The organism is Polaromonas sp., from assembly GCF_029945685.1.
Lineage (GTDB): Bacteria > Pseudomonadota > Gammaproteobacteria > Burkholderiales > Burkholderiaceae_C > Polaromonas.
Map to the genome: position 1 here is coordinate 194,033 of NZ_JAQSDA010000003.1, position 22,257 is coordinate 216,289.

The window sequence follows — 22,257 nt, forward strand, 5'->3', positions numbered from 1 at the left end:
CGGGCGGTGTGCGGGATCCGGGTCAGTATGCGGCAGCTACCGATCCGCGTCAAACACCTGACTTTGGAATCATTCACGGAAATCGAAATTTTGACCCAGGTGGATTGCGCAAACCTATTTGGCGACCCCAAACAAAGAATCAAATATGAAAATCGCCATTGCTGGAACCGGTTACGTTGGATTGGCCAATGCTGTTTTATTGGCTCAGCACAACGAAGTTGTTGCACTGGACATTGTTGCGTCTAAAGTGGATTTGCTCAATCGGAAGTTGTCGCCGATTGAGGACGCGGAAATTGAAAGCTACCTGCAAAACCATGCTCTCAATCTTCGCGCCACGCTCGACAAAAATGACGCTTATGAGGGCGCCGATTTTGTAGTTATTGCAACTCCTACTGACTACGATCCCGAGACCAATTACTTCAATACCGAATCCATCGAATCAGTTATCCGGGATGTGATGGCTATCAATCCGACTGCAGTGATGATCGTGAAATCGACGGTGCCTGTCGGTTACACCTCTGGTGTCAAGGTTCGCTTGAAGTGTGACAACATAATTTTCTCCCCCGAATTTCTTCGCGAAGGCACCGCCTTGTACGACAACTTATATCCGTCGCGCATTGTGGTGGGGGAAAAGTCCGAAAGGGCTGAGACCTTTGCAGGCTTGCTGAGGCAGGGAGCGCTAAAACCCGATATTGCAGTGTTATTGACAGACAGTACGGAGGCGGAGGCAATCAAACTGTTTGCCAACACTTTCCTGGCCATGCGTGTTGCCTACTTTAACGAACTGGATACCTATGCGGCGACACACGGGCTGGACACGCGACAGATTATTGACGGAGTGGGCCTGGATCCGCGCATTGGTACTCACTACAACAACCCATCGTTCGGTTACGGGGGTTACTGCTTGCCCAAAGATACCAAGCAGCTTTTGGCAAACTACCGCGATGTGCCGCAGAGTCTGATCCATGCCATCGTTGAGTCGAATACCACGCGAAAAGACTTCATCGCCGATTCGATTCTCCGGAAAAATCCGAAAACGGTTGGCATATATCGCCTGACCATGAAGTCGGGCTCTGACAACTTCCGGTCCTCCAGCATCCAGGGCGTCATGAAGCGAATCAAGGCCAAGGGCGTTGAGGTCATCGTGCATGAGCCCGTACTCAAGCAAACCGAGTTCTTTCATTCCCGCGTGGTAAATGATCTGGAGGCTTTCAAGCGCGAGTCGGATGTAATAATCGCTAACCGGATGACGCCTATGCTCTCGGATGTGGAAGCTAAAGTTTTTACCCGCGACTTGTTTGGGAGCGATTCATGACAATTTTTACAAGCGAAGCTGGCCGATCAGACGAGTGCGCACCGGCGCCGGTGGGCGCTCGGGGAGGGCGTCCGGGCGCCGAGCTGGAAAAATTGGCCCTATGACAGTTCTTTCAGTAAGGCCGGTTGTACTCTGTGGTGGTTCGGGTACTCGTCTTTGGCCTTTATCGCGCGCAGGCTTTCCCAAACAGTTCCTGGTCCTCTCGGGGACTCACAGCCTGTTTCAGCAGGCACTTTTGCGTATCAACGAACTGGGTGCGGACGATATCCGCCTGGGGCAAGCGTTGGTTGTCACCAATGAGGAGCACCGATTTCTGGCGCTGGATCAATTGCGCGACATTGAGCAAAATGACGCCACCTTGTTGCTTGAGCCAGCGGGAAGAAATACTGCCCCCGCGTTAGCGCTAGCCGCCTTAGAGGCTTCTCAAAATGGACACGATCCCATTTTGGTGGTGAGCCCGGCCGATCAAGCCGTCACTGACATGGTTGCCTTTACGACTGCATTGCAGCAGGGCATCCGTGCCGCTGCCGATGGCGCTATGGTCGTGCTTGGCGTTACACCGGATGCACCCGAAACCGGGTACGGCTATATCCAGCATGAAGAAGTGGCAAGCACTCAGGGTGGATATCGGGTGGCCAAATTTGTGGAAAAGCCAGATATCGAAACTGCCATCAGCTATCTGGCGAGTGGCAATTTCTTCTGGAACAGTGGCATGTTTGTGCTGAGAGCGAGTGTCTGGCTCAAGGCGCTGACGCATTTCCGGCCAGATATTGCCGAGTCAACCCAGATGGCGTGGTCAGGCAGAACGATAGACTCGCCTTTTATTCGCCCGGACAAATCCCTTTTCACGGCAGTTCCCGGTGATTCAATCGACTACGCGGTGATGGAGAAATGCCCTGGCTCGGCCTTTCCGGTGCACATGGTTCCGCTCAATGCCGGCTGGAGCGATCTGGGGGCCTGGAATGCCGTTTGGCAAGTCGGTCCCCAGGATGCACATGGCAATGTAACGCAAGGGGATACGCTGCTGGTAGATACCAGCAACACGCTTGTCCATGCCAGCAACCGGCTGGTGAGCGCAGTCGGTGTCAGCGACCTCGTCATTATCGAAACTGCCGACGCTGTGCTGGTGGCAGATCGCAAACAGAGCCAGGATGTCAAGAAAATTGTGGGACTGCTGGATGCGCAAAAACGTGCTGAACTTGGCCTGCATCGAAAGGTTCACCGCCCTTGGGGTTGGTATGACAGCATCGACGAAGCCCAGCGCTTTAAAGTCAAACGCATCATGGTCAAGCCGGGTGCAAGTCTGAGCTTGCAAAAACACCACCATCGGGCTGAGCACTGGATTGTGGTCAAGGGAACTGCAGAGGTGACCTGCGGCAACAAGGTCGTTCTCCTCACGGAGAACCAGTCGACCTATATCCCCCTCGGTGAGATTCACAGGTTGGTCAACCCCGGGAGTATCCCTTTGGAAATAATCGAAGTTCAGTCCGGCAGTTATTTGGGTGAGGATGATATTTTGCGGTTTGAAGATACTTACGGACGAAACTAAAAGGTGAATGATATGAAACCAAAGATCGCGCTGATCACGGGCATCACCGGGCAGGACGGATCGTATCTGACGGAATTTCTTCTGGAGAAGGGCTATATCGTGCACGGCATCAAGCGCCGGGCCTCGTCCTTCAATACAGCGCGTATAGATCATCTATATCGGGATCCTCACACGCAAGGGGTGCGCCTGTTTCTGCATCATGGTGATCTGACTGACTCGTCCAACTTGATCCGGATTATTCAGCAGACTCAGCCCGATGAAATCTACAACCTCGCCGCGCAAAGTCATGTGGCCGTGAGCTTTGAAAGTCCTGAATACACGGCAGATGTCGACGGAATTGGCACGCTTCGCATTCTTGAGGCGATTCGCATTCTGGGCCTGGAGCGTAAAACGCGTTTTTACCAAGCTTCCACTTCAGAACTGTACGGCTTGGTTCAGGAGATTCCGCAGCGTGAGACGACGCCGTTTTATCCGCGCAGCCCCTATGCGGTTGCCAAACTCTATGCCTACTGGATTACCGTCAATTACCGCGAAGCTTATGGAATGTACGCGTGCAACGGAATCCTTTTCAACCATGAATCACCGGTACGTGGCGAAAATTTCGTTACCCGGAAAATCACGCGAGCCATGGCCCGCATCAAGCTGGGTTTGCAGGACCGGATATATCTGGGAAACCTCGATGCAAAGCGGGATTGGGGGCACGCAAAGGATTACATAGAAATGCAGTGGCTGATGTTGCAGCAGGATACGCCTGAGGACTTCGTCATAGCTACCGGCATGCAGTACAGCGTGCGGGATTTTGTGAATTTTGCAGCCGAGGAACTTGGTATCAATGTGCGTTGGGAGGGGGGGGGTGTGGAGGAAAAGGGCTACGACGCCACTGGAAAGTGCATCGTGGCGGTGGACCCCCGTTACTTCCGGCCTACCGAGGTGGAAACTTTGCTTGGTGATGCCTCCAAAGCAAAAGAAAAGCTCGGCTGGACACCCAAAATCACATTCAAAGAACTTGTAGCAGAGATGGTCAGGGAAGATCTCAAATCGGCAGAACGGGACGAACTGGTCAAGCGTCACGGCTATCAGTCGCTGGACTACCATGAATAAATCATCTTCTGCTGCCCTCAATTTTAGGAATTAAGCGATGTTCAAAACCATTTCAAAATGCCGTATCTGTGGCGGCGCGCAATTAACGACAGTGATGGCTTTGGGGGAGCAAGCCTTGACTGGCGTGTTTCCCAATTCCCGCTCTGAGAAAGTTACATCTGGTCCGGTGGAACTGGTCAAGTGCTCCTCCGTGGATGGATGCGGCCTGGTGCAGCTCAAACAAAGCTACGATCTCAGCGAGATGTATGGCCTCAATTACGGCTATCGCTCGGGATTGAATGCAAGCATGGTTCGCCACCTGCACTCAAAGGTTAAAAAAATTCTCGCCATGGGAGTCCTGGAACCCGGTGACATGGTCGTTGATATCGGCAGCAACGATGCCACAACCCTGCTCGCCTATCCGCAGGATCAATACCGTCTCATCGGAGTGGACCCGACGGGCATCAAGTTCGCTTCGTATTACCCCGCTGAAATAACACTCATCGCCGATTTCTTTTCCGCCAAGGCAATCGCTGCCAAACTGGCTGACAAAAAGGCCAAAGTCATTACTTCATTTTCCATGTTTTATGACCTGGAGGATCCCATTGCTTTTGCTCGTGAAATTGAAGGGTCGCTTGCCGACGAGGGAGTCTGGATCTTCGAGCAAAGCTACCTGCCGGCGATGCTCCGAACCAACTCTTTCGACACCATTTGCCACGAACACCTTGAGTTTTATGCTCTGAAGCAGATCAACTGGATAGCCGACAAAGCGGGTCTTAAGGTTCTGGATGTTGAGTTCAATGAGGTCAACGGCGGCAGCTTTTCCATCGTGGCAGCCAAGCGTGATTCCCAACGCCCGGTCAATGCTGAGTGGCTCAACAAGATTCTGGCGGATGAAGTGGCTCTGGGACTTGACAGCACCCAGGCGTTTGATGCGTTCAAGATTCGTGTGGAGGAGGCACGTGCTGCCCTGATGAGTTTCCTTGAGGAAGCTAAAAGAAGCGAAAAAACCGTGTGTGGATTGGGTGCGTCCACCAAAGGAAATGTCCTGCTGCAGTATTTTGGAATAGATGAAAACCTGGTCCGCGAAATTGGTGAAGTCAATGAGGACAAGTTCGGGTCTTTTACTCCCGGGACTCATATTCCGCTGGTGCCGGAGCAGCAGGTGCTGGCATCGAACCCTGATTACCTGCTGGTCCTGCCCTGGCATTTCAGAGCCTTTTTTGAATCTCTGCCATCGATGAAAGGCAGGAGTCTCGTTTTCCCATTGCCCAAGTTTGAGATTGTTAAAATCTGATGGCGGCACAGGCTTGCTTCGTATGGGTCTTGGCGCGTCAGAGCAGTGCGTCCTGACGGAGTCAGACTAATCTACATCTCCTTCCTAATTAACTTGCAGCACTTTCACCCCATTCCCGCGTTGCTCCGTCGCCTTTGGCATCACATCGATCCGCGGCGTCGGGTGCAATTCGGCTTATTGTTTTTGCTCATGATCCTGGCGTCCTTTGCCGAGGCCGTGAGCATCGGTGCTGTGCTGCCCTTTTTGGGGGTGCTCACAGCACCGGAGAGGGTGTTCGCTCACCCGCTTACCCAACCGTTTATCCAGGCCCTGGGCCTTACCGAGCCAAAACAACTGCTGCTGCCCCTGACCATCGCTTTTGCCATGGGAGCACTTTTTTCAGGTGTCATACGACTGGTTTTGTTGTGGGCTCAAATCCGGCTGGGTCATGCCGTCGGGGCAGACTTCAGTATCAGCATTTACCGAAGAACCTTGTATCAACCCTATGCGGTGCACGTCGCACGCAATAGCAGTGAGGTCATCGCAGGGATTACCAACAAGGCAAACATCGTCGTGCATCAGATGGTGCTTCCCGCACTCACCATCCTCAGCTCCAGTTTGATGCTCTTCACCATTTTGGTTGCCTTGCTTGCAATTGAACCGCTGATTGCTTTTGCCGCCTTTGTGGGTTTTGGCGCCATTTATGCCTTGGTGATTCTTGTCACCAAGAAACGCCTCATGCGAGATGGACAACGCATCAGCCGTGAGCAGAATCAGGTTGTCAAGGCTTTGCAGGAAGGCTTGGGTGGAATTCGTGACGTTCTTATCGACGGCACGCAAGCTGCATATTGCAGTATTTACCGTAGCGCGGACTTGCCGCTACGCCGCGCCACTGCAAACGTGCAAATCATAAGCAGCAGTCCTCGCTTCGCCATCGAAGCGTTGGGGATGGTTCTCATTTCTGCACTTGCCTTGTCGATGGTTGGCCGGCCGGGCGGTATTGCCAATGCCATCCCTGTTCTTGGCGCACTCGCGCTTGGCGCGCAGCGCCTGTTGCCTGTATTGCAACAAGCCTATTCCAGTTGGACTTCCATGCTTGGTGCCCAGGCTTCGCTGAGTGATGCGCTGGACTTGCTTGATCAACCGCTTCCCGAGCATGCCGACGCACCGCCAGTTGCGCCCCTTGCATTCAAGGACAGAATTACGCTGAACCAGCTGGCCTTTCGTTATACGCCGGGGACGCCGTGGGTATTGCAGGGCGTTGATCTCGATATCCCGAAAGGAAGTCGCATTGGATTCATGGGGACTACGGGAAGTGGGAAAAGCACCTTGCTGGATCTCATCATGGGTTTGCTCCATCCTGTCGCGGGCAGCCTGGCCGTCGACGGTGTGAATATAACCCCTCAAAATCACCGCGCCTGGCAGTCGCATATTGCGCATGTGCCTCAGGCCATCTTTCTGGCTGACGCCACTATTGCGGAGAATATTGCCTTTGGGATGCCGCTGGATCAAATTGATCACGCCCGAGTTAGGCAAGCAGCGCAGAAAGCCCAGATTGCCCAGGACATCGATTCCTGGAGCCAGCAATACAACACGGTCGTCGGTGAGCGCGGCGTGCGTCTGTCAGGAGGGCAGCGGCAGCGCATAGGCATTGCCCGTGCACTCTACAAGAAGGCTGACGTTATAGTGTTTGACGAGGCTACGAGTGCGCTTGACAACGAGACCGAATTGGCGGTTATGGAAGCAATCGAGAATCTGGGTGAAGAAATCACGGTGCTCATCGTTGCCCATCGCCTTACAACTCTCCAGAACTGCACCCATGTCGTCGACTTGAGCGACGGCCAAATCAAGCGCAGTGGCAGTTATCAGGATATTGTCGAGCAGACAGTAAGTACAAATGAACATCCAGTCTAAAACATCAAGAATTCTCGTCACCGGCGCGGACGGTTTCATCGGATCCCACCTGACCGAGGAGCTGGTGCGGCAGGGACATACGGTGCGCGCTTTCGTTCTCTATAACTCCTTCAATTCCTGGGGCTGGCTTGATCAGTGCGCGCAGGATGTAAAAGACAAGATCGAAGTTTTTTCCGGTGATATTCGTGACCCGCACGGCGTCAAAATGGCAATGACGGATTGTGACGTGGTACTTCATCTGGCAGCCCTTATCGCGATCCCTTATTCCTATCACTCGCCTGACACCTATGTGGATACCAATATCAAGGGAACTCTGAACGTGCTGCAGGCGGCGCGCGAGCTTGGCGTCAAAAGAGTGGTCCATACATCAACCAGCGAAGTCTATGGCACGGCACGTTTTGTACCCATCACCGAGGAGCATCCACTGCAAGGTCAGTCGCCGTACTCTGCCACCAAGATAGCAGCAGATCAGCTGGCGTATTCGTTCTACGCATCCTTCGGGCTGCCCGTGGTTATTGCGCGGCCCTTCAACACGTATGGACCGCGCCAGTCCGCGCGCGCCGTAATTCCGACAATCATTACTCAGATCGCCAAAGGGCAACGGCAGATCAAGCTGGGTGCGGTGTCTCCCACGCGCGATTTCAATTTCGTGCAGGACACGGTCGCGGGTTTTATCGCCATACTCAATTCAGATCAGGGCTTGGGCGAGGTTGTCAACCTCGGCAGTAATTTCGAAATCTCTATTGGTGAGACCGCCCGGCTAATCGCCGAAGTCATGAATGCGGAGATCGAGATTCTGACTGACGAAGCCCGCTTGCGCCCCGAAAACTCGGAAGTCGAGCGACTATGGGCCGGCAATGCCAAGGCAAAGGAACTCTTTGGCTGGCAACCTGAATACGGAGGGCGTGAGGGATTCAAGCGCGGTCTGGCTGAGACTGCCGTCTGGTTCACAAAGCCAGACAATCTGCGTGCTTACAAGACGGACATTTACAACCTTTGAATGATATGAGCACATCGCCGCTTCTTGCTGAGAAAATTGTTGCTGCCATTAGGAGCGTTGTCGGAACTCGGCCTGCGGTCCTGCACGAGCCCAGCTTTTCTGGAAACGAATGGCAATATCTCAAGGAGTGTCTCGATTCCACATTCGTTTCCTCGGTGGGAAAGTTTGTTGACCGATTTGAGGTTGAGCTGGCGGCGTTTACAGGCGCCAAGCACGCGGTCGCGGTTGTCAACGGGACCGCGGCTCTGCATATCGCCTTGAAGCTGGCGGGTGTCAAAGCCGACGATGAGGTCCTGATCCCGGCTCTTACCTTTGCAGCTACTGCCAACGCGGTGACCTATTGTGGGGCCACCCCCCATTTGATCGATAGCGATGTCCGAAACCTGGGCGTAGATGCCGCAAAACTCAGAGAGTACCTTCGCAATCGTACCGATCAACGCCTCGGCCAATGCGTAAATCGTGCTACTGGTCGCATCATCAGGGCGTTGGTGCCAATGCACACTTTTGGTCATCCGGTTGACCTGGATGGCGTTCTTTCCGTTGCATCTGACTTCAATCTTGCACTGGTGGAAGATGCAGCCGAGTCGCTGGGAAGTTATTACCACGGAAAACATACCGGGACGTTTGGAAAATTGGGAACCTTGAGCTTTAACGGCAACAAGACGATCACTACCGGCGGAGGAGGCGCGATTCTGACCAACGACGCAGAACTCGCGGTTCGTGCCAAGCACCTGACCACAACTGCCAAGGTGCCGCACGCGTGGGAGTATCGGCATGACGAGGTGGGGTACAACTACCGAATGCCCAACCTGAACGCGGCCCTGGGTTGTGCGCAGTTGGAAAAATTGCCCGACATGCTTTCTTCAAAGAGGGCATTGTTTGAAAGGTACCACGCCGCTTTTTCGCAGGTGCCCGGTGTCGAGCTGGTGAAGGAGCCTGAACAATGTCGTAGCAACTACTGGTTGCAGGCCTTGTTGCTGGACGTGGCGCAATCGGATCAACGCGATCTGATATTGAAGGCAACCAATGACGCGGGTCTCATGACGCGCCCGGTCTGGATTCTCATGCATGAGTTGACGCCGTTCAAGGATAGCCAGCGTATGGATCTGTCTGGTGCCCTTTCGCTGGCACAGCGCCTGATCAACATTCCGAGCAGCGCGGGTCTGGTGCCCGTCGGTCCATGAGCAAGCCCGGCCTCATCCTCGTTGGTGCGGGTGGGCACGCGCACGCGTGCATTGACGTCATCGAGCAGCAGGGGCGTTACCAGATCGCGGGATTGGTCGGCATGCCCGACGAAGTGGATGCCTTGCATATTGGGTATTCTGTTATCGCAACTGACGCCGATCTGCATGAACTGGCCGGGCAATATCGGCATGCCTTTATCAGCGTTGGCCAGATTCGGTCCCCCGATGTCCGAATCAGACTTTATTTCCGGCTCCTTGAATTGGGCTTTCAACTGCCGACCGTCATTTCGCCAGCGGCTTATGTCTCTCGTCATGCCACTATTGGCGTGGGCAGCATCGTTATGCACGGTGCAGTCGTCAATGCCGGCGCCGAGGTGGGGGACAACTGCATCATCAACTCCCGGGCGCTTGTTGAGCATGACGCGATAGTGGAGGCCAACTGCCATATCTCGACCGGTGCCATTCTTAATGGCAATACCCGCGTTGGCGCAGGGAGCTATGTTGGCAGTGGCAGCGTCATCAGGGAGGGCATTGCGCTGGGCGAGGGTTGCATGGTCGGCATGGGGCTGTCCGTGCGGCACAGTCAAGCAAGTGGAACCCGCTTCGTAGGATAGACAGATCATGAAACAACGAACTCTCATCATTGCTGAAGCGGGCGTGAATCACAACGGCGACCTCGATCTGGCCAGGCAGCTGATTGAGGCTGCTGCGGCAGCCGGCGCCGACCTGGTGAAGTTCCAGACCTTCAATGCAAACCGCTTGGTCACGCGTGGTGCGAAAAAAGCCGACTACCAGAACAAGACCACCGACAGTCAGGAGTCACAGCATGAAATGCTGCGCCGTTTGGAACTCAGTCCTGAAATGCACCAGGAGCTCGTCGCACACTGTGCCAAGTCCCATATCGGTTTCTTTTCTACCGGATTCGACAATGAGAGCATCGACCTGCTTTTGAGTTTGGGGCAGGATCACTTCAAGATCCCCTCCGGGGAAATTACCAATTTGCCATATTTGCGCCACGTCGGCCGCCTTGGCAAGGCGGTTATTCTTTCGACTGGCATGGCAACTTTGGGTGATATCGAGGCCGCTATCGCCGTGCTCGAACAGGCCGGAACGCCGCGTGCCAACATCACGGTGTTGCATTGCACCACGGAATACCCTACGCCCATGGCCGAAGTGAACCTGCGCGCCATGCAGAGTATTCAAGCTGCGTTTGGTGTGGCGGTCGGGTATTCAGACCATACGGCCGGCATCGAGGTGGCTATTGCCGCGGTCGCCATGGGTGCGCTCGTCATCGAAAAGCACTTGACCCTGGACCATCATCTGCCAGGTCCTGATCACAAGGCCAGCCTGGAGCCCGGCGAATTCAAGGCGATGGTCACGGCGATTCGCAAGATCGAGGTGGCGTTGGGTGACGGGATAAAACGGCTGACTTCCAGCGAACTCAGAAACAAGCCCATCGCACGCAAATCGCTGGTGAGCAACCGGTCCATCAAGGCAGGTGAGTTGTTCAGCGCAGAAAATATCACTGCAAAGCGACCCGGTACCGGCATATCACCCATGCGCTGGGATGAGGTCATCGGGCGCCGCGCGGCGCGTGATTATTCCGCAGACGAATTGATCGAGTTATGAGCCGCAAAATCTGTGTCATTACCGGCACCCGGGCCGAATACGGCTTGCTGCGCTGGGTAATGCAAGGCATCAAGGACGATCCTGATCTGGTGCTTCAGGTCGTCGCAACGGGTACGCACCTGTCTCCCGAGTTCGGCCTCACCTATCTAGAGATCGAGCAACATGGATTCCAGATTGATCGCAAGATCGAGATCCTTGTGGGCGCCGATACGCCGGCTGCGATTGCCAAGTCCATGGGCCTCGGCTTGATCGGGTTCGGTCAGGCGCTGAGCGAATTGCGGCCCGATTTGATCGTGGTGCTCGGCGATCGGTTTGAGATTTTTGCTGCGGTAGCCGCTGCCCTGGTTGCGCGCGTGCCGGTTGCACATTTGCATGGCGGCGAACTCACCGAGGGCGCTTTTGACGAAGCCCTTCGCCATTCCATCACCAAGATGTCTCATTTGCATTTTGTGGCAGCGGAAGAGTACAGGCAACGAGTGATTCAGCTGGGGGAACAGCCAGACCGCGTGTTTCTGGTCGGCGGTCTTGGCGTCGACAGCATCAAACGAATCCATCTTCTGGACAGAGCTGCACTTGAAGCATCGCTCGAGTTCAGCCTTGGCGAGAAGAGCTTGCTCATCACCTTTCATCCAGCCACTCTTGAGACCCACGCGGCGGCCGATCAAATGGCGGAACTGTTGGCCTCACTGGATGAACTGCACGATACCCAGCTTGTTTTTACCTTGCCAAATGCAGATACCGAGGGCCGGATTCTTATCCAGATGGTGACGCAATTTGTTGAACGGCACGCCAATGCTCGCCTATATGCATCGCTTGGCCAATTGCGGTATTTATCTTGCGTTGCCCAGGTTGATGGTGTGGTGGGCAACTCATCCAGCGGCTTGGCGGAGGTTCCCAGTTTCAAAAAGGGGACAGTCAACATTGGCGACCGCCAGCGCGGGAGGCTGCAGGCGGCGAGCATCATCAACTGCGCACCTGAGCGAGGGGACATTACGGCCGCGCTGGAGCGGCTGTATTCCGCAGGCTTCCAAACGAGCTTGAGGCAGGTACGCAATCCCTACGGGGAGGGTGGCGCCACCGAGAAGGTGCTCAGAATTCTCAAGGAGCATCCCATCGGGCACATTGCAAAGAAGTTTTTTCATGATCTGCAGCAACCAAGCAAGGTGTGACAAGTGAGCCCCACTGAAGAACGCTGGCGCCAAGCCATTCTCCCTGTCAAAACCTCCATACAGCATGCGATACGCAGCCTTGACCAGGCGTCCATCAAAATTGTCATGGTTGTTAATGAGGCCGGCGAACTGGAAGGTACGATTTCCGATGGCGACATAAGGCGCGGTTTGCTCAAGGGGCTTGACCTCAGCAGTCCTATTGCCAGCGTCATCCATCGGAATGCCCTGGTGGTTACTCCAGAAATGGGGCGCGATGTGGTGCTCCAGCTTATGGGTGCCAACAAGATACAGCAGATACCTATCGTGAATGAGTTGCGTCAGGTAGTGGGTGTGCACCTTTGGGATGAGATCACCACGTTGCCGGCGCGCTCCAATCTGATGATCATCATGGCGGGCGGCATGGGCACACGTCTGCGTCCCTACACGGAGACCTGCCCAAAGCCGTTATTGCCCGTAGCGGGCAAACCGATGCTCGAACATATCATCGAGCGAGCCAAGCTCGAGGGTTTTAGTCATTTCGTGCTCGCTGTTCATTACCTGGGGCATATGATTCAGAGTCATTTTGGCAATGGAGGGCAGCTGGGGGTACAGATAGACTATCTGAACGAGAAATCGCCGTTGGGAACCGCCGGTGCACTGGGTCTTCTGAGTCCGCGGCCAGGTGCCCCTTTTGTTGTGACAAATGGGGATGTCATTACCGATATCCACTATGGTGAATTGCTGGACTTCCACATCCGTCATAACGCCATGGCGACCATGGCGGTTCGCATGCACGAATGGCAGCACCCTTTTGGTGTTGTGCAGACTCGGGGTATCGAAATTGTAGGATTCGAGGAAAAACCGGTGGCCCGCAGCCACATCAATGCAGGCGTTTATGCACTCGAGCCGGACGCGTTAAATCTGCTGAGCCAAGACGCACACTGCGACATGCCTACCCTGTTTGAACGCCTTCAGGCGAAGGCCATGCGCACAGTTGCATACCCCATGCACGAACCCTGGCTGGATGTAGGCCGCCCGGACGATTTGAATCGCGCAAACACCGAAAATAGTAATTAAACCTAAACATGGATTCCGAAATGGAAAAAATAAAGTATCCCCAGCCTGTCGATTTGAGCCTGTTCGCAAAAGATGCAAAAAGTCCGAGCGCTCGTTATGGACTGCCGGAAACGGTTAGTTACTGCAAGAAGTGCGTCATTTCCAACCAGCGTCCAAACTCTGCAGTGGAGTACAAGCACACCAAAGACACCAAGAAGGCGACCATCCATTTTGACGAAAATGGTGTTTGCGACGCCTGTAACTTTGCCGAGCGCAAGCATCACGGCATTGATTGGGCTGAACGCGAAAAGCAACTACGGGACCTTTGTGACAAGCATCGCAAAAATGACGGTTCCTATGATTGCATCGTCCCCGGTTCAGGGGGAAAGGACAGCTTTTACGCATCCCATATCCTGAAGACTAAATACGGCATGCACCCGCTCACTGTCACTTGGGCGCCCCACGTCTACACCGAATGGGGCTGGAAGAACTTCCAGTCCTGGCTCCATGCTGGACACGACAATTATCTGATGACGCCCAATGGCCGCGTGCACAGGTTGTTAACGCGGCTCTCGACGGAACTGCTTTTCCATCCCTTCCAGGCGTTCATGTTTGGGCAAAAGGCACTTGCCCCCAAAATGGCGCTGCTGTTTAACATTCCCCTGGTCTTCTACGGCGAAAATGAAGCGGAATACGGTAACCCGATCGGGGACACGGATACCGCAAAACGTGACTGGTCTTATTTCGCGGCAGAAGATCAGTCGAAAATCTATCTCGGCGGTGTTTCCGTCGCAGATTTGAAAGAGAATTTTGGATTGGATCAGAATGACTTGCAGCCTTATCTGCCAGCCGACCCCAACCAGATCTCCGAAAAGAATATTGAGGTGCATTATCTTGGCTACTATCTGAAATGGCACCCGCAGTCCTGTTATTACTATGCGGTCGAACACGGAGGTTTTCAGGCCTCCCCTGAACGGACACCCGGAACTTACTCGAAGTACAACAGCATTGATGACCGCATTGATGATCTTCATTACTACACCACGGGAACGAAATTCGGTATTGGACGGGCCAGCTATGATGCGGCACAGGAGATCCGCTCAAGGGACATCAATCGCGAGGAAGGGGTTGCCTTGGTCAAGCGCTTTGACCATGAGTACCCCGAACGATTTATTGAGGAAATGTTTCAATATTTGAGCTTGCCGGAGAAGGAGTTCCCGGAAGCCAGCAAGATGTTCGAAAAGCCGTTGATGGATCGTGAGTATTTCCGCCTGCTGACGGATCAGTTTCGGTCCCCCCATCTTTGGTATCAGGAAAATGGCGAATGGAAGTTGCGCCACCCGGTTTCAAACGAAAAAGAATAAGAGGATACGGTGAGGAACGTTCGCATCATTGCTCGTCTGGATATCAAAGGTCCAAACCTGATCAAAGGCATCCATCTCGAAGGTTTGCGGGTTATCGGATCGCCGGGCGAGCATGCCTTACGCTATTACCTGCAAGGTATTGATGAGTTGATTTATATGGATTGCGTGGCGAGCCTTTATGGACGTAACCACCTGGGAAGCATAGTCAGCGCCGCAGCCAAGGATATCTTTGTGCCGATGACTGTAGGTGGTGGAATTCGTTCGGTGGAAGATGCCACACAGATTCTGCGGGCTGGGGCGGACAAAGTCGCCATCAATACCGCAGCAGTCAGCAATCCCCAACTCGTTACGGACATAGCTCGCCGTTTTGGGAGCCAGTGCATGGTGCTCTCGGTGGAGGCCAAGCAGGTGGGCCATGAGCGCTGGGAGGTTTACACCGACAATGGCCGCGAGCGCACAGGACTTGATGTGGTCGAGTGGGTAAAACGTGGCGTGGCCTTGGGAGCTGGGGAGGTTTTGCTCACATCAGTCGACCGTGAAGGCACTCGCAAAGGTTTTGATATATCGCTGGTACGAGCTGTTGCGGCGGAGGTGTCTGTCCCGCTCATTGCGAGCGGAGGCATGGGCAAGCCGGAGGACTTGGCGGACGTTGTTCGAGAGGGCGGCGCAGATGCTGTGGCCATGGCGGACATCCTGCATTACAAGCGCTCGGAAGTTGGGATTATCAGGGCTGTGGCCATGGCAGAGGGCTTGGGAGTGAGAAATTATGAGCGCACCTGAAGTCATCGTCATTGATTACGGTGTGGGTAACTTGTTGAGCGTGCAGCGCGGGCTTGAGCATTGCGGCGCCAAAGTCACATTGACTGCAGATCCGGAGCGAATTCTTTCTGCCAAGCGGGTCGTATTGCCTGGGGTGGGGGCGTTTGAAAATGCCATGATGGCGCTGGGCGCGCTCGATCTGGTTGGCGTGATCAAGGAGGTTGGCCGGCGAGAGACCCCTCTGCTTGGTATTTGCCTGGGGATGCAACTCCTGCTTGATGAAAGCGATGAGTTTGGAATTACTGCCGGACTGGGTCTGATTCCAGGGCGTGTCGTCGCTGTTCCGGTTCAATCGACATCAGGCGATGTTCAAAAGGTCCCTCACATCGGCTGGAACGCATTGTTGCCATCGAGTACACGCCTTGATTGGAATGGGACCTTGCTGCAGGATAACCGTCCGGGTGACGCTGCCTATTTCGTGCATTCCTTTATGGCCGTCCCCACCGATCCTGTGCATCGCATTGCCGATTGCATGTATGGCGGGCATGGAATTCCAGCCGTGATTGGCCGCGACCATATAACAGGCTGCCAGTTTCACCCTGAAAAGAGCGGCGAAGTGGGCTTGAAGATCCTTCGAAGGTTCTGTGTCAGTTAGTCGTGTCCTTGTCGTAGGTTTGGGGAGCATTGGCAAGCTTCATTTGCGCTTGGCCAGGGAATTTCTTCCCCATGCGGATATAAGGGTCCTGCGCCGTGAAGATGGGGCGGTGCCTCCGGAGCAGGCCAATGGAGGCTTTTCCAGAATGGATCAGGCCATTGCTTTTCGGCCGCAAATAGCGGTCATCGCCAATCCGGCTCCATTTCACCTCAGTGCGGCCCATTCACTGGCAGATGCAGGCGTGCATCTGATGGTCGAGAAACCTTTGTCAATTGCCGCTGAAGGAGTGCAGCGCCTGATTGAATCCTGTCGCTCGCGTGAGCTGGTCCTGCTGACCGGCTACAACCTGCGCTTCCTGCCTTCCTTGCAACGTTTTCGCGATCTCTTAAAGCAGAATGTGATCGGAAAGGTTCTCTCCGTGCGTTGTGAGATCGGGCAATATCTGCCGTCTTGGCGCCCCGGTGTTGACTACAGGCAGGGAGTGTCGGCACGGCATGATCTGGGTGGCGGCGCATTGCTTGAGCTCAGCCATGAACTGGATTATCTCCGCTGGATTTTTGGTGAGGTCGATTGGGTGGACGCTTGTCTGTCTCGACAGAGTCGCCTGGAAATTGATGTCGAAGACACGGCCCATCTGATGCTGGGTTTTACGCCGGAGGCAGACAGTCATCGACTGATCGGAACCTTGAGCATGGATCTGTTGCGCCACGATACAACACGGCTGTGTACCGCCATCGGAGAACTGGGCAGCCTGCGCTGGGACGGATTGACAGGTGCGGTGGAGCTGTTTGAAGCAGGTGCGAAGAACTGGCGTGAGCTTTTCCGCTATCAGCATCAACGCGAGGACAGCTATCGCGCGGAGTGGGGAAATTTTTTAGCCTGCATAGAAGGAAAATCGAAACCGTTGGTCAGTGGGGAAGACGGGCTCAAGGTGATGCAGATCATTGACGCCGTTCGCCAGGCTTCGGTGAGGGGTGGCCGAGTTGTTATCAAGGACCATGCAGCAACGGGGAGGAAAGCTTGAAAGCGGTAGCCTTCATTTTTGCCCGGGGCGGCTCCAAGGGCTTGCCCGGGAAGAACATCCGGTCTCTCGGCGGGAAACCTCTGATGGCCTGGGCGATTGAACACGCGCTGGCTGTCAAACGCATAACGCGGGTGATCGTGTCAACCGACTCCATTGAAATAGCCGAAGTGGCTCGTGCGCATGGCGCAGAAGTGCCCTTTATCAGACCAGCCGAGCTGGCAGGCGATGACAGTCCGGAATGGTTGGCCTGGCGACATGGGCTCAATTACCTGTTGGACAGCGATGGGGTGTTGCCTGATGCAATGGTGTCTGTGCCCACCACGGCACCTTTGAGGCAGCCCGAAGACATCGAAAATTGCCTGGATGAATACGAGAAGGGCGATGTGGACATAGTCATCACCGTGACCGATGCGCATCGCAGTCCGTATTTCAATATGGTGAAAATTCATCCTGACGGAACAGTCGGCCTGGTCATCCCGCCGGAGTCGGCGGTGGCGCGCCGGCAGGATGCACCACAAGTTTTCGACATGACCACCGTGGCATATGTCGCCCGACCGGAGTTTGTCCTCGCGCGCAGTGCCGCCTTTGAGGGAAGGGTGCGTCAAGTCCACGTTCCAGTGGAACGCGCACTGGATATCGACACACTTCTGGACTTCCGAATTGCGGAGTGCCTTTTGGCTTTACGTTGATCCCTTTGAGAATTACTGGAAAAAAAGTGCTTGAGATATCCCTTGAACCACGTTCGTGCGAGTGTTGCGGCGGCAACAATCTGGAACCTGTCTGGTCCAGCCAGAGCATCGTGACCCGCGCCACGAATACGTGGAAATTTCCTTTTAATGTTTCGGTATGCCGCAACTGCGGTTTTTGCTTCGCATCCCCCGGGCCCAAGCGCGATGATCTTGCGCGTTACCACGCAGATGGACTGGCCGGTCACAAGGAAATCGGGCTTCCGTACTCTGTGGATGCACGAATGGCGGTACTTGAGCGCTATAGCGCGCCGGACGGCGTATTCGCAGAAATTGGTGGTGACCAGCCGGGTGAATTTCACCGGCGTTGTTCGCCGCTTTTCGGAAAACAGCTTGTCGTCGAAATTTCAGAAGATACACCAGCGGAACTCCGCAGTGTGCATGACCTGCCTGAAAACTCCGTCGATGTATTGGCGCACTACGACGTGCTGGAACATGTATCCGAGGTTACGGAATTCCTGGTCGCTTGCTGTCGCGCATTGCGTCCGGGCGGCGTCATGATCTGTGAAGTGCCAGATCTCCGGTTGTATCCGCGTAATCTGCTGTTGCTTGAGTTTGAACACGTCAATCACTTTTCAGCGGCAACTCTCAATGCAATTGCCGGAAAAGCGGGCCTCAGGCTCATAGAACTAGGTCATGTTTGCAGTCGGCCCTACGGATTTCTTTCGGTATTTCGCAAGGAGGCTTTGGACGTCGTGCCCGAGACCGGTGGCCGCTGTGAATTTATTGATGCTCTGGCGTGCGTTCGCGGCGGTCTGGAGCAGATCCGGCGTGCAGAGCTGCAGATTGAGATCGTGAGGCAGCAACTTGCCATCATGGGAAAAAGCGGGAAAAAAGTGACCTTGTGGGCGGTGACGGATTTTCTTCGCCGTCTGCTGGCCGGCTTCACCCTGCCGGAGTCGGTGACGGTGGTTGACTCCGATCCGCGCCGTCAAAACCATCTTGAGAACGATGGGTTGGGGGTGTTGGAGCCCAAAAATTCCATTGAGCACATCAGGAACAGCGAGTTGCTGGTCATTTGTGCGCCGCGCTACAAAGCTGAAATTATCGAGTGGATAAGGCAACAAACAGGAAAGACATTTTCCGGGTCTGAACTGGTGGTTCTGGGATCTGGCCCTTCCGGGGAGACGCTGACGTGAGCTCGGGCGAAATGGAGACGGTTGTCATTGTTGGGGCGTCCTCAAGCATTGGCCGGGCGATATCTTCACGGTTTTCATCAGCGGATCGCGTCATTACGACGTATACCTCCCGAATGCCCGAAGGGTCGGACCAGCACAATGCCTTGCACTTGGACTTGCGTGAAGATTTGAGCATCGAGCGGTTCGTAGAGCAACTCAAGAAAATCTCTCGGCGGATCGATGTTGTTATTTTCTTGTCTGGAATACTGCCAGGCAAGGACTTGAAAGGATATGCGTTTGAGGAGGTGGATGAAGTGATGGCCGTGAATTTCAGCGGACAGGCCAAAGTGCTGATGAGAATGCTGCCCCTCCTGACGGAACGCTCGCGCTTACTGATGTTTTCCTCAATCTCTGCCCAGCGCGGCAGTTTTGATCCAATTTATGCGGCCTCGAAGGGGGCATTGCTTTCATTCGTGAAGTCCGTGTGTACCCAATTACCCGCTGGCGCACGCGTCAATGCGGTTGCTCCGGGATTGATACAAGACAGTGCCATGTTCGTCGAGATGGCAGTGCAAAGGCAGGAGTTTCATCGAAAACAAGTGCCCTCACAACAGTTGCTCGGCCAGCAGGCCCTGGCCGACATTGTTTTCGACATATGTCAGCCTCACTGGGCGCATCTCAACGGAGCCTGCATCGACCTGAATGGAGGGCAATATGTCCGATAGCCCGCCAACCCATGCGCGAACGATGGAAGATCGCTTCATCGCGGGATTTAACAGCAGCAGATTCGCCCTGATTGAGCCCGTGCAACTGCAGATTGCGCGCTTGAAACACGCGCGAGAATACGATGACCGCCATCAGGAGCCGCTGGTCACGGTTTGCGTGCCAACTTACAATCGTGGTCCCTTGCTGATAGAGCGGGCGGTTGCTTCGGTGCTGTCGCAAACTTACACCAATCTTGAATTGATGATAGTTGGTGATCACTGCAGCGACAATACGGCGGAGTTGCTTGCCGAAATCAGAGATCCGCGGCTGCGTTTTTACAATCTGCCAAGTCGCAGCAGGAATTACCGGCAGACGGTGGAAAACCACTGGTTTGTCGGAGGCGCCACGCCCGCAAACAAGGCCATGGAGCTTGCGCGCGGTCAGTGGATTGCCCGTGTGGACGACGACGACACTTGGTCGCCGGATCATATCGGGAAGCTTCTCCGCTTCGCCCGGCAGGGACAGTATGAGTTCGTGTCGGGCTTGTACGAGGAGGAGCGATTTGGAGAGCGAAAAGTTGTGGATGGCGTCAGAGCGCTCGACCCTTACTACACCCGCCGACCCGTGGCCGGTGTAGATGACAGCCCAAAGATTGGCGGCGTGTCCACCTGGTTGTATCGATCCTACTTGCGCTTCATGCGTTACAACGTCAATTGCTGGCGCAAGGAATGGAACAGGGTTTGGGATGTGGATTTATCCCTGCGCATTCACGGCGCAGGCGTTCGGATGGGTTTTTTGGACGAGGTTGTCGCCTATGTCTTGCCGCGTCCCGGAGAGACTTCCGTGGGACTGGAAGCCTACAAACTGACCGAATCTGAAAAACTTGAAATGTACAAGTTTGAAAAATGAATTCCCCTGGCCTGTCAATAAGGGCTTGGGCTGGTATTGTTGTCGTCGACCTTTGATCCCATCGTGGGCCTTGGCTCACCAAAGATCTGAAAAATAAAGAATGGTGATTATGAAAAAGCGGATTCTGGTGACTGGCGGTGCCGGCTTTGTTGGGTCACATTTGTGTGAGCGGCTGCTGCGGGAGGAGAATGATGTCGTTTGTGTCGACAACTATTTCACAGGCAGCAAGGAAAATATAGCGCACCTCCTCAGTAACCCATACTTTGAGGCGGTTCGTCACGAGATAACTTTTCCGCTATATGTCGAAGTCGATCAAATCTACAACCTGGCATGTCCGGCCAGTCCTGTCCATTATCAAATGGATCCCGTACAGACTACAAAAACGTCGGTGATCGGAGCAATAAATATGCTTGGACTTGCCAAGCGGACCAAAGCCCGTATTCTCCAGGCGTCCACCTCCGAGGTCTACGGTGATCCTGAAGTCCACCCTCAAACCGAGGACTATTGGGGCCGGGTCAACCCCATCGGCATAAGAAGTTGTTATGACGAGGGCAAGCGCTGTGCCGAAACCCTATTTTTTGATTACTACCGTCAATATCAGCTCCCGATCAAGGTAGTGCGTATTTTCAACACATATGGCCCGCGCATGCATCCCAATGATGGCAGGGTGGTCAGCAACTTCATTGTCCAGGCGCTGAGGGGCGAGGACATCACCATCTACGGTAGTGGCCAGCAAACACGTAGTTTCTGTTACGTGGATGATCTGGTAGACGGTCTGATCCGAATGATGAACTCAGCCGCAGAAACCACCGGACCCCTGAATCTGGGAAACCCCGGTGAATTTACTATGCTGGAACTGGCTGAAAAAGTGCTTCACTTTACACGTTCAACTTCCAAGCTTGTTTTTCTGCCCTTGCCTCAGGATGACCCCAGGCAACGTCAGCCGGATATATCGAGGACCCGGGCGAAACTTGACTGGTCCCCGAAAGTGGAACTCGATGAAGGCTTGCAGAAAACCATTGCCTACTTCAAGAATATTGTCGGTTAGAAATGATGCTTGATGAAACCGTTGTCGTTGTGACCGGTGGGGCCGGACTGCTCGGGCGCGTTTTTGTACGCGATATTGTGCAGCACGGAGGAATCGCAGTTGTAGCCGACATCGATATGGCCGCTGCCGCAAAGTTTGTAAGCGAGCTGCCTGAGCAATACGCGGCTCATGCGTATGCCATGCAGCTGGATATAACCGATACGGCATCCGTAGCCGCGCTTATATCCGCCGCCTTTGAACGGTTTGGCCGGATTGATGCCGTGGTGAACAATGCCTATCCGCGCAATCCCCACTATGGGCGCAAGCTGGAAAATGTGACCTATGAGGATTTCTGCCAGAACCTCTCGCTTCATTTAGGTGGTTATTTTCTTGTAGCACAGCAGTTCGGGTTGTTTTTCAGGAGCCAGCAGAAGGGAAATATCATTAATATGGCTTCCATTTATGGCGTCATGGCACCGCGCTTCGAGATATATTCCGACACCCAAATGACCATGCCCGTAGAGTATGCGGCGATAAAGTCAGCGGTCATTCATTTGACGCGCTATTTCGCGCAATACTTCAAGAACGATCACGTCCGGGTGAATAGCCTGAGCCCGGGAGGCGTGCTGGATCAGCAGCCGGAGTCATTTCTTCGGAATTACAGGGCGTTTTGCAGTTCAAAGGGAATGCTGGAGGGTAAAGATATTTCCAGCGTGTTGTTGTTTCTGTTGTCAGATGCCTCAAAATATTTAACCGGACAAAATCTTGTCGTAGATGACGGATTTTCCATATAGCGCTA

21 protein-coding genes are annotated in these 22,257 nt (G+C 54.2%); all 21 read left to right on the forward strand.

Features of this window, described 5'->3' with window-relative positions:
• Positions 1 to 145: 145 nt before the first annotated feature.
• The 21 genes from PSV26_RS01245 to PSV26_RS01345 all read left to right on the forward strand — a co-directional run bounded on the left by PSV26_RS01245 (position 146) and on the right by PSV26_RS01345 (position 22,252).
• Complete coding sequence (locus PSV26_RS01245) at positions 146 to 1,315, forward strand: nucleotide sugar dehydrogenase (RefSeq protein WP_300566671.1); 1,170 nt, start codon at positions 146 to 148, stop codon at positions 1,313 to 1,315.
• Positions 1,316 to 1,415: 100 nt separating this feature from the next.
• Positions 1,416 to 2,864, forward strand: a complete 1,449-nt coding sequence (locus PSV26_RS01250; protein WP_300566674.1) for a mannose-1-phosphate guanylyltransferase/mannose-6-phosphate isomerase — start codon at positions 1,416 to 1,418, stop codon at positions 2,862 to 2,864.
• A 12-nt stretch (positions 2,865 to 2,876) separates the two neighbouring features.
• Entirely contained in the window at positions 2,877 to 3,965 is a 1,089-nt protein-coding gene (gmd, locus tag PSV26_RS01255; RefSeq protein ID WP_300566677.1) for a GDP-mannose 4,6-dehydratase, read from the forward strand.
• Between the two features lie 37 nt (positions 3,966 to 4,002).
• The gene (locus PSV26_RS01260; RefSeq protein ID WP_300566680.1) at positions 4,003 to 5,241 is read left to right on the forward strand and encodes a class I SAM-dependent methyltransferase; all 1,239 of its coding nucleotides are present in this window, start codon (positions 4,003 to 4,005) and stop codon (positions 5,239 to 5,241) included.
• Between the two features lie 93 nt (positions 5,242 to 5,334).
• On the forward strand, positions 5,335 to 7,134 hold the full coding sequence (locus PSV26_RS01265) for an ABC transporter ATP-binding protein (RefSeq protein ID WP_300566683.1): 1,800 nt from the start codon (positions 5,335 to 5,337) through the stop codon (positions 7,132 to 7,134).
• Positions 7,118 to 8,134, forward strand: coding sequence for an NAD-dependent 4,6-dehydratase LegB (locus PSV26_RS01270; protein ID WP_300566686.1), 1,017 nt, complete (start codon positions 7,118 to 7,120; stop codon positions 8,132 to 8,134). Before PSV26_RS01265 ends, PSV26_RS01270 begins: the two co-directional genes overlap by 17 nt.
• Positions 8,135 to 8,139: 5 nt before the next feature.
• On the forward strand, positions 8,140 to 9,318 hold the full coding sequence (locus PSV26_RS01275) for a LegC family aminotransferase (protein ID WP_300566689.1): 1,179 nt from the start codon (positions 8,140 to 8,142) through the stop codon (positions 9,316 to 9,318).
• Entirely contained in the window at positions 9,315 to 9,932 is a 618-nt protein-coding gene (locus PSV26_RS01280) for an acetyltransferase (protein WP_300566691.1), read from the forward strand. Before PSV26_RS01275 ends, PSV26_RS01280 begins: the two co-directional genes overlap by 4 nt.
• Before the next feature lie 7 nt (positions 9,933 to 9,939).
• Complete coding sequence (gene neuB / locus PSV26_RS01285; protein WP_300566694.1) at positions 9,940 to 10,947, forward strand: N-acetylneuraminate synthase; 1,008 nt, start codon at positions 9,940 to 9,942, stop codon at positions 10,945 to 10,947.
• Positions 10,944 to 12,116, forward strand: coding sequence for a UDP-N-acetylglucosamine 2-epimerase (gene neuC / locus PSV26_RS01290; RefSeq protein WP_300566696.1), 1,173 nt, complete (start codon positions 10,944 to 10,946; stop codon positions 12,114 to 12,116). The genes neuB and neuC overlap by 4 nt, the downstream gene beginning before the upstream one ends.
• 3 nt (positions 12,117 to 12,119) lie before the next feature.
• On the forward strand, positions 12,120 to 13,172 hold the full coding sequence (locus tag PSV26_RS01295) for a nucleotidyltransferase family protein (RefSeq protein ID WP_300566699.1): 1,053 nt from the start codon (positions 12,120 to 12,122) through the stop codon (positions 13,170 to 13,172).
• An 8-nt stretch (positions 13,173 to 13,180) separates the two neighbouring features.
• Complete coding sequence (locus PSV26_RS01300; protein WP_300566702.1) at positions 13,181 to 14,515, forward strand: N-acetyl sugar amidotransferase; 1,335 nt, start codon at positions 13,181 to 13,183, stop codon at positions 14,513 to 14,515.
• A gap of 9 nt (positions 14,516 to 14,524) precedes the next feature.
• The gene (locus PSV26_RS01305) at positions 14,525 to 15,295 is read left to right on the forward strand and encodes an imidazole glycerol phosphate synthase subunit HisF (RefSeq protein WP_300566705.1); all 771 of its coding nucleotides are present in this window, start codon (positions 14,525 to 14,527) and stop codon (positions 15,293 to 15,295) included.
• Positions 15,282 to 15,929 (forward strand): imidazole glycerol phosphate synthase subunit HisH, encoded by a 648-nt coding sequence (gene hisH / locus PSV26_RS01310; RefSeq protein ID WP_300566708.1) that lies wholly within the window; start codon positions 15,282 to 15,284, stop codon positions 15,927 to 15,929. Before PSV26_RS01305 ends, hisH begins: the two co-directional genes overlap by 14 nt.
• A complete protein-coding gene (locus tag PSV26_RS01315) occupies positions 15,919 to 16,953 on the forward strand; it encodes a Gfo/Idh/MocA family oxidoreductase (RefSeq protein WP_300566710.1) in 1,035 nt (344 codons plus the stop codon). The genes hisH and PSV26_RS01315 overlap by 11 nt, the downstream gene beginning before the upstream one ends.
• Entirely contained in the window at positions 16,950 to 17,642 is a 693-nt protein-coding gene (locus PSV26_RS01320; protein WP_300566713.1) for an acylneuraminate cytidylyltransferase family protein, read from the forward strand. The genes PSV26_RS01315 and PSV26_RS01320 overlap by 4 nt, the downstream gene beginning before the upstream one ends.
• A gap of 26 nt (positions 17,643 to 17,668) precedes the next feature.
• On the forward strand, positions 17,669 to 18,838 hold the full coding sequence (locus PSV26_RS01325) for a methyltransferase domain-containing protein (RefSeq protein ID WP_300566716.1): 1,170 nt from the start codon (positions 17,669 to 17,671) through the stop codon (positions 18,836 to 18,838).
• The gene (locus tag PSV26_RS01330; RefSeq protein WP_300566719.1) at positions 18,835 to 19,542 is read left to right on the forward strand and encodes an SDR family oxidoreductase; all 708 of its coding nucleotides are present in this window, start codon (positions 18,835 to 18,837) and stop codon (positions 19,540 to 19,542) included. Before PSV26_RS01325 ends, PSV26_RS01330 begins: the two co-directional genes overlap by 4 nt.
• Entirely contained in the window at positions 19,532 to 20,431 is a 900-nt protein-coding gene (locus tag PSV26_RS01335) for a glycosyltransferase family 2 protein (protein WP_300566721.1), read from the forward strand. Before PSV26_RS01330 ends, PSV26_RS01335 begins: the two co-directional genes overlap by 11 nt.
• A 100-nt stretch (positions 20,432 to 20,531) precedes the next feature.
• The gene (locus PSV26_RS01340; protein WP_300566724.1) at positions 20,532 to 21,479 is read left to right on the forward strand and encodes a UDP-glucuronic acid decarboxylase family protein; all 948 of its coding nucleotides are present in this window, start codon (positions 20,532 to 20,534) and stop codon (positions 21,477 to 21,479) included.
• 5 nt (positions 21,480 to 21,484) lie between these two features.
• Positions 21,485 to 22,252 carry an oxidoreductase gene (locus PSV26_RS01345; protein WP_300566726.1) on the forward strand — a complete coding sequence of 256 codons (768 nt, stop codon included), beginning with the start codon at positions 21,485 to 21,487 and terminating at the stop codon, positions 22,250 to 22,252.
• The last annotated feature ends 5 nt before the right edge of the window (positions 22,253 to 22,257 follow it).

Coding starts and splice junctions, on each gene's coding strand:
- PSV26_RS01245 (WP_300566671.1), top strand. CDS start 146: ATGAAAATCGCCATTGCTGGAACCGGTTACGTTGGATTGGCCAATGCT.
- PSV26_RS01250 (WP_300566674.1), top strand. CDS start 1,416: ATGACAGTTCTTTCAGTAAGGCCGGTTGTACTCTGTGGTGGTTCGGGT.
- gmd (WP_300566677.1), top strand. CDS start 2,877: ATGAAACCAAAGATCGCGCTGATCACGGGCATCACCGGGCAGGACGGA.
- PSV26_RS01260 (WP_300566680.1), top strand. CDS start 4,003: ATGTTCAAAACCATTTCAAAATGCCGTATCTGTGGCGGCGCGCAATTA.
- PSV26_RS01270 (WP_300566686.1), top strand. CDS start 7,118: ATGAACATCCAGTCTAAAACATCAAGAATTCTCGTCACCGGCGCGGAC.
- PSV26_RS01275 (WP_300566689.1), top strand. CDS start 8,140: ATGAGCACATCGCCGCTTCTTGCTGAGAAAATTGTTGCTGCCATTAGG.
- PSV26_RS01280 (WP_300566691.1), top strand. CDS start 9,315: ATGAGCAAGCCCGGCCTCATCCTCGTTGGTGCGGGTGGGCACGCGCAC.
- neuB (WP_300566694.1), top strand. CDS start 9,940: ATGAAACAACGAACTCTCATCATTGCTGAAGCGGGCGTGAATCACAAC.
- neuC (WP_300566696.1), top strand. CDS start 10,944: ATGAGCCGCAAAATCTGTGTCATTACCGGCACCCGGGCCGAATACGGC.
- PSV26_RS01300 (WP_300566702.1), top strand. CDS start 13,181: ATGGATTCCGAAATGGAAAAAATAAAGTATCCCCAGCCTGTCGATTTG.
- hisH (WP_300566708.1), top strand. CDS start 15,282: ATGAGCGCACCTGAAGTCATCGTCATTGATTACGGTGTGGGTAACTTG.
- PSV26_RS01335 (WP_300566721.1), top strand. CDS start 19,532: ATGTCCGATAGCCCGCCAACCCATGCGCGAACGATGGAAGATCGCTTC.
- PSV26_RS01340 (WP_300566724.1), top strand. CDS start 20,532: ATGGTGATTATGAAAAAGCGGATTCTGGTGACTGGCGGTGCCGGCTTT.
- PSV26_RS01345 (WP_300566726.1), top strand. CDS start 21,485: ATGCTTGATGAAACCGTTGTCGTTGTGACCGGTGGGGCCGGACTGCTC.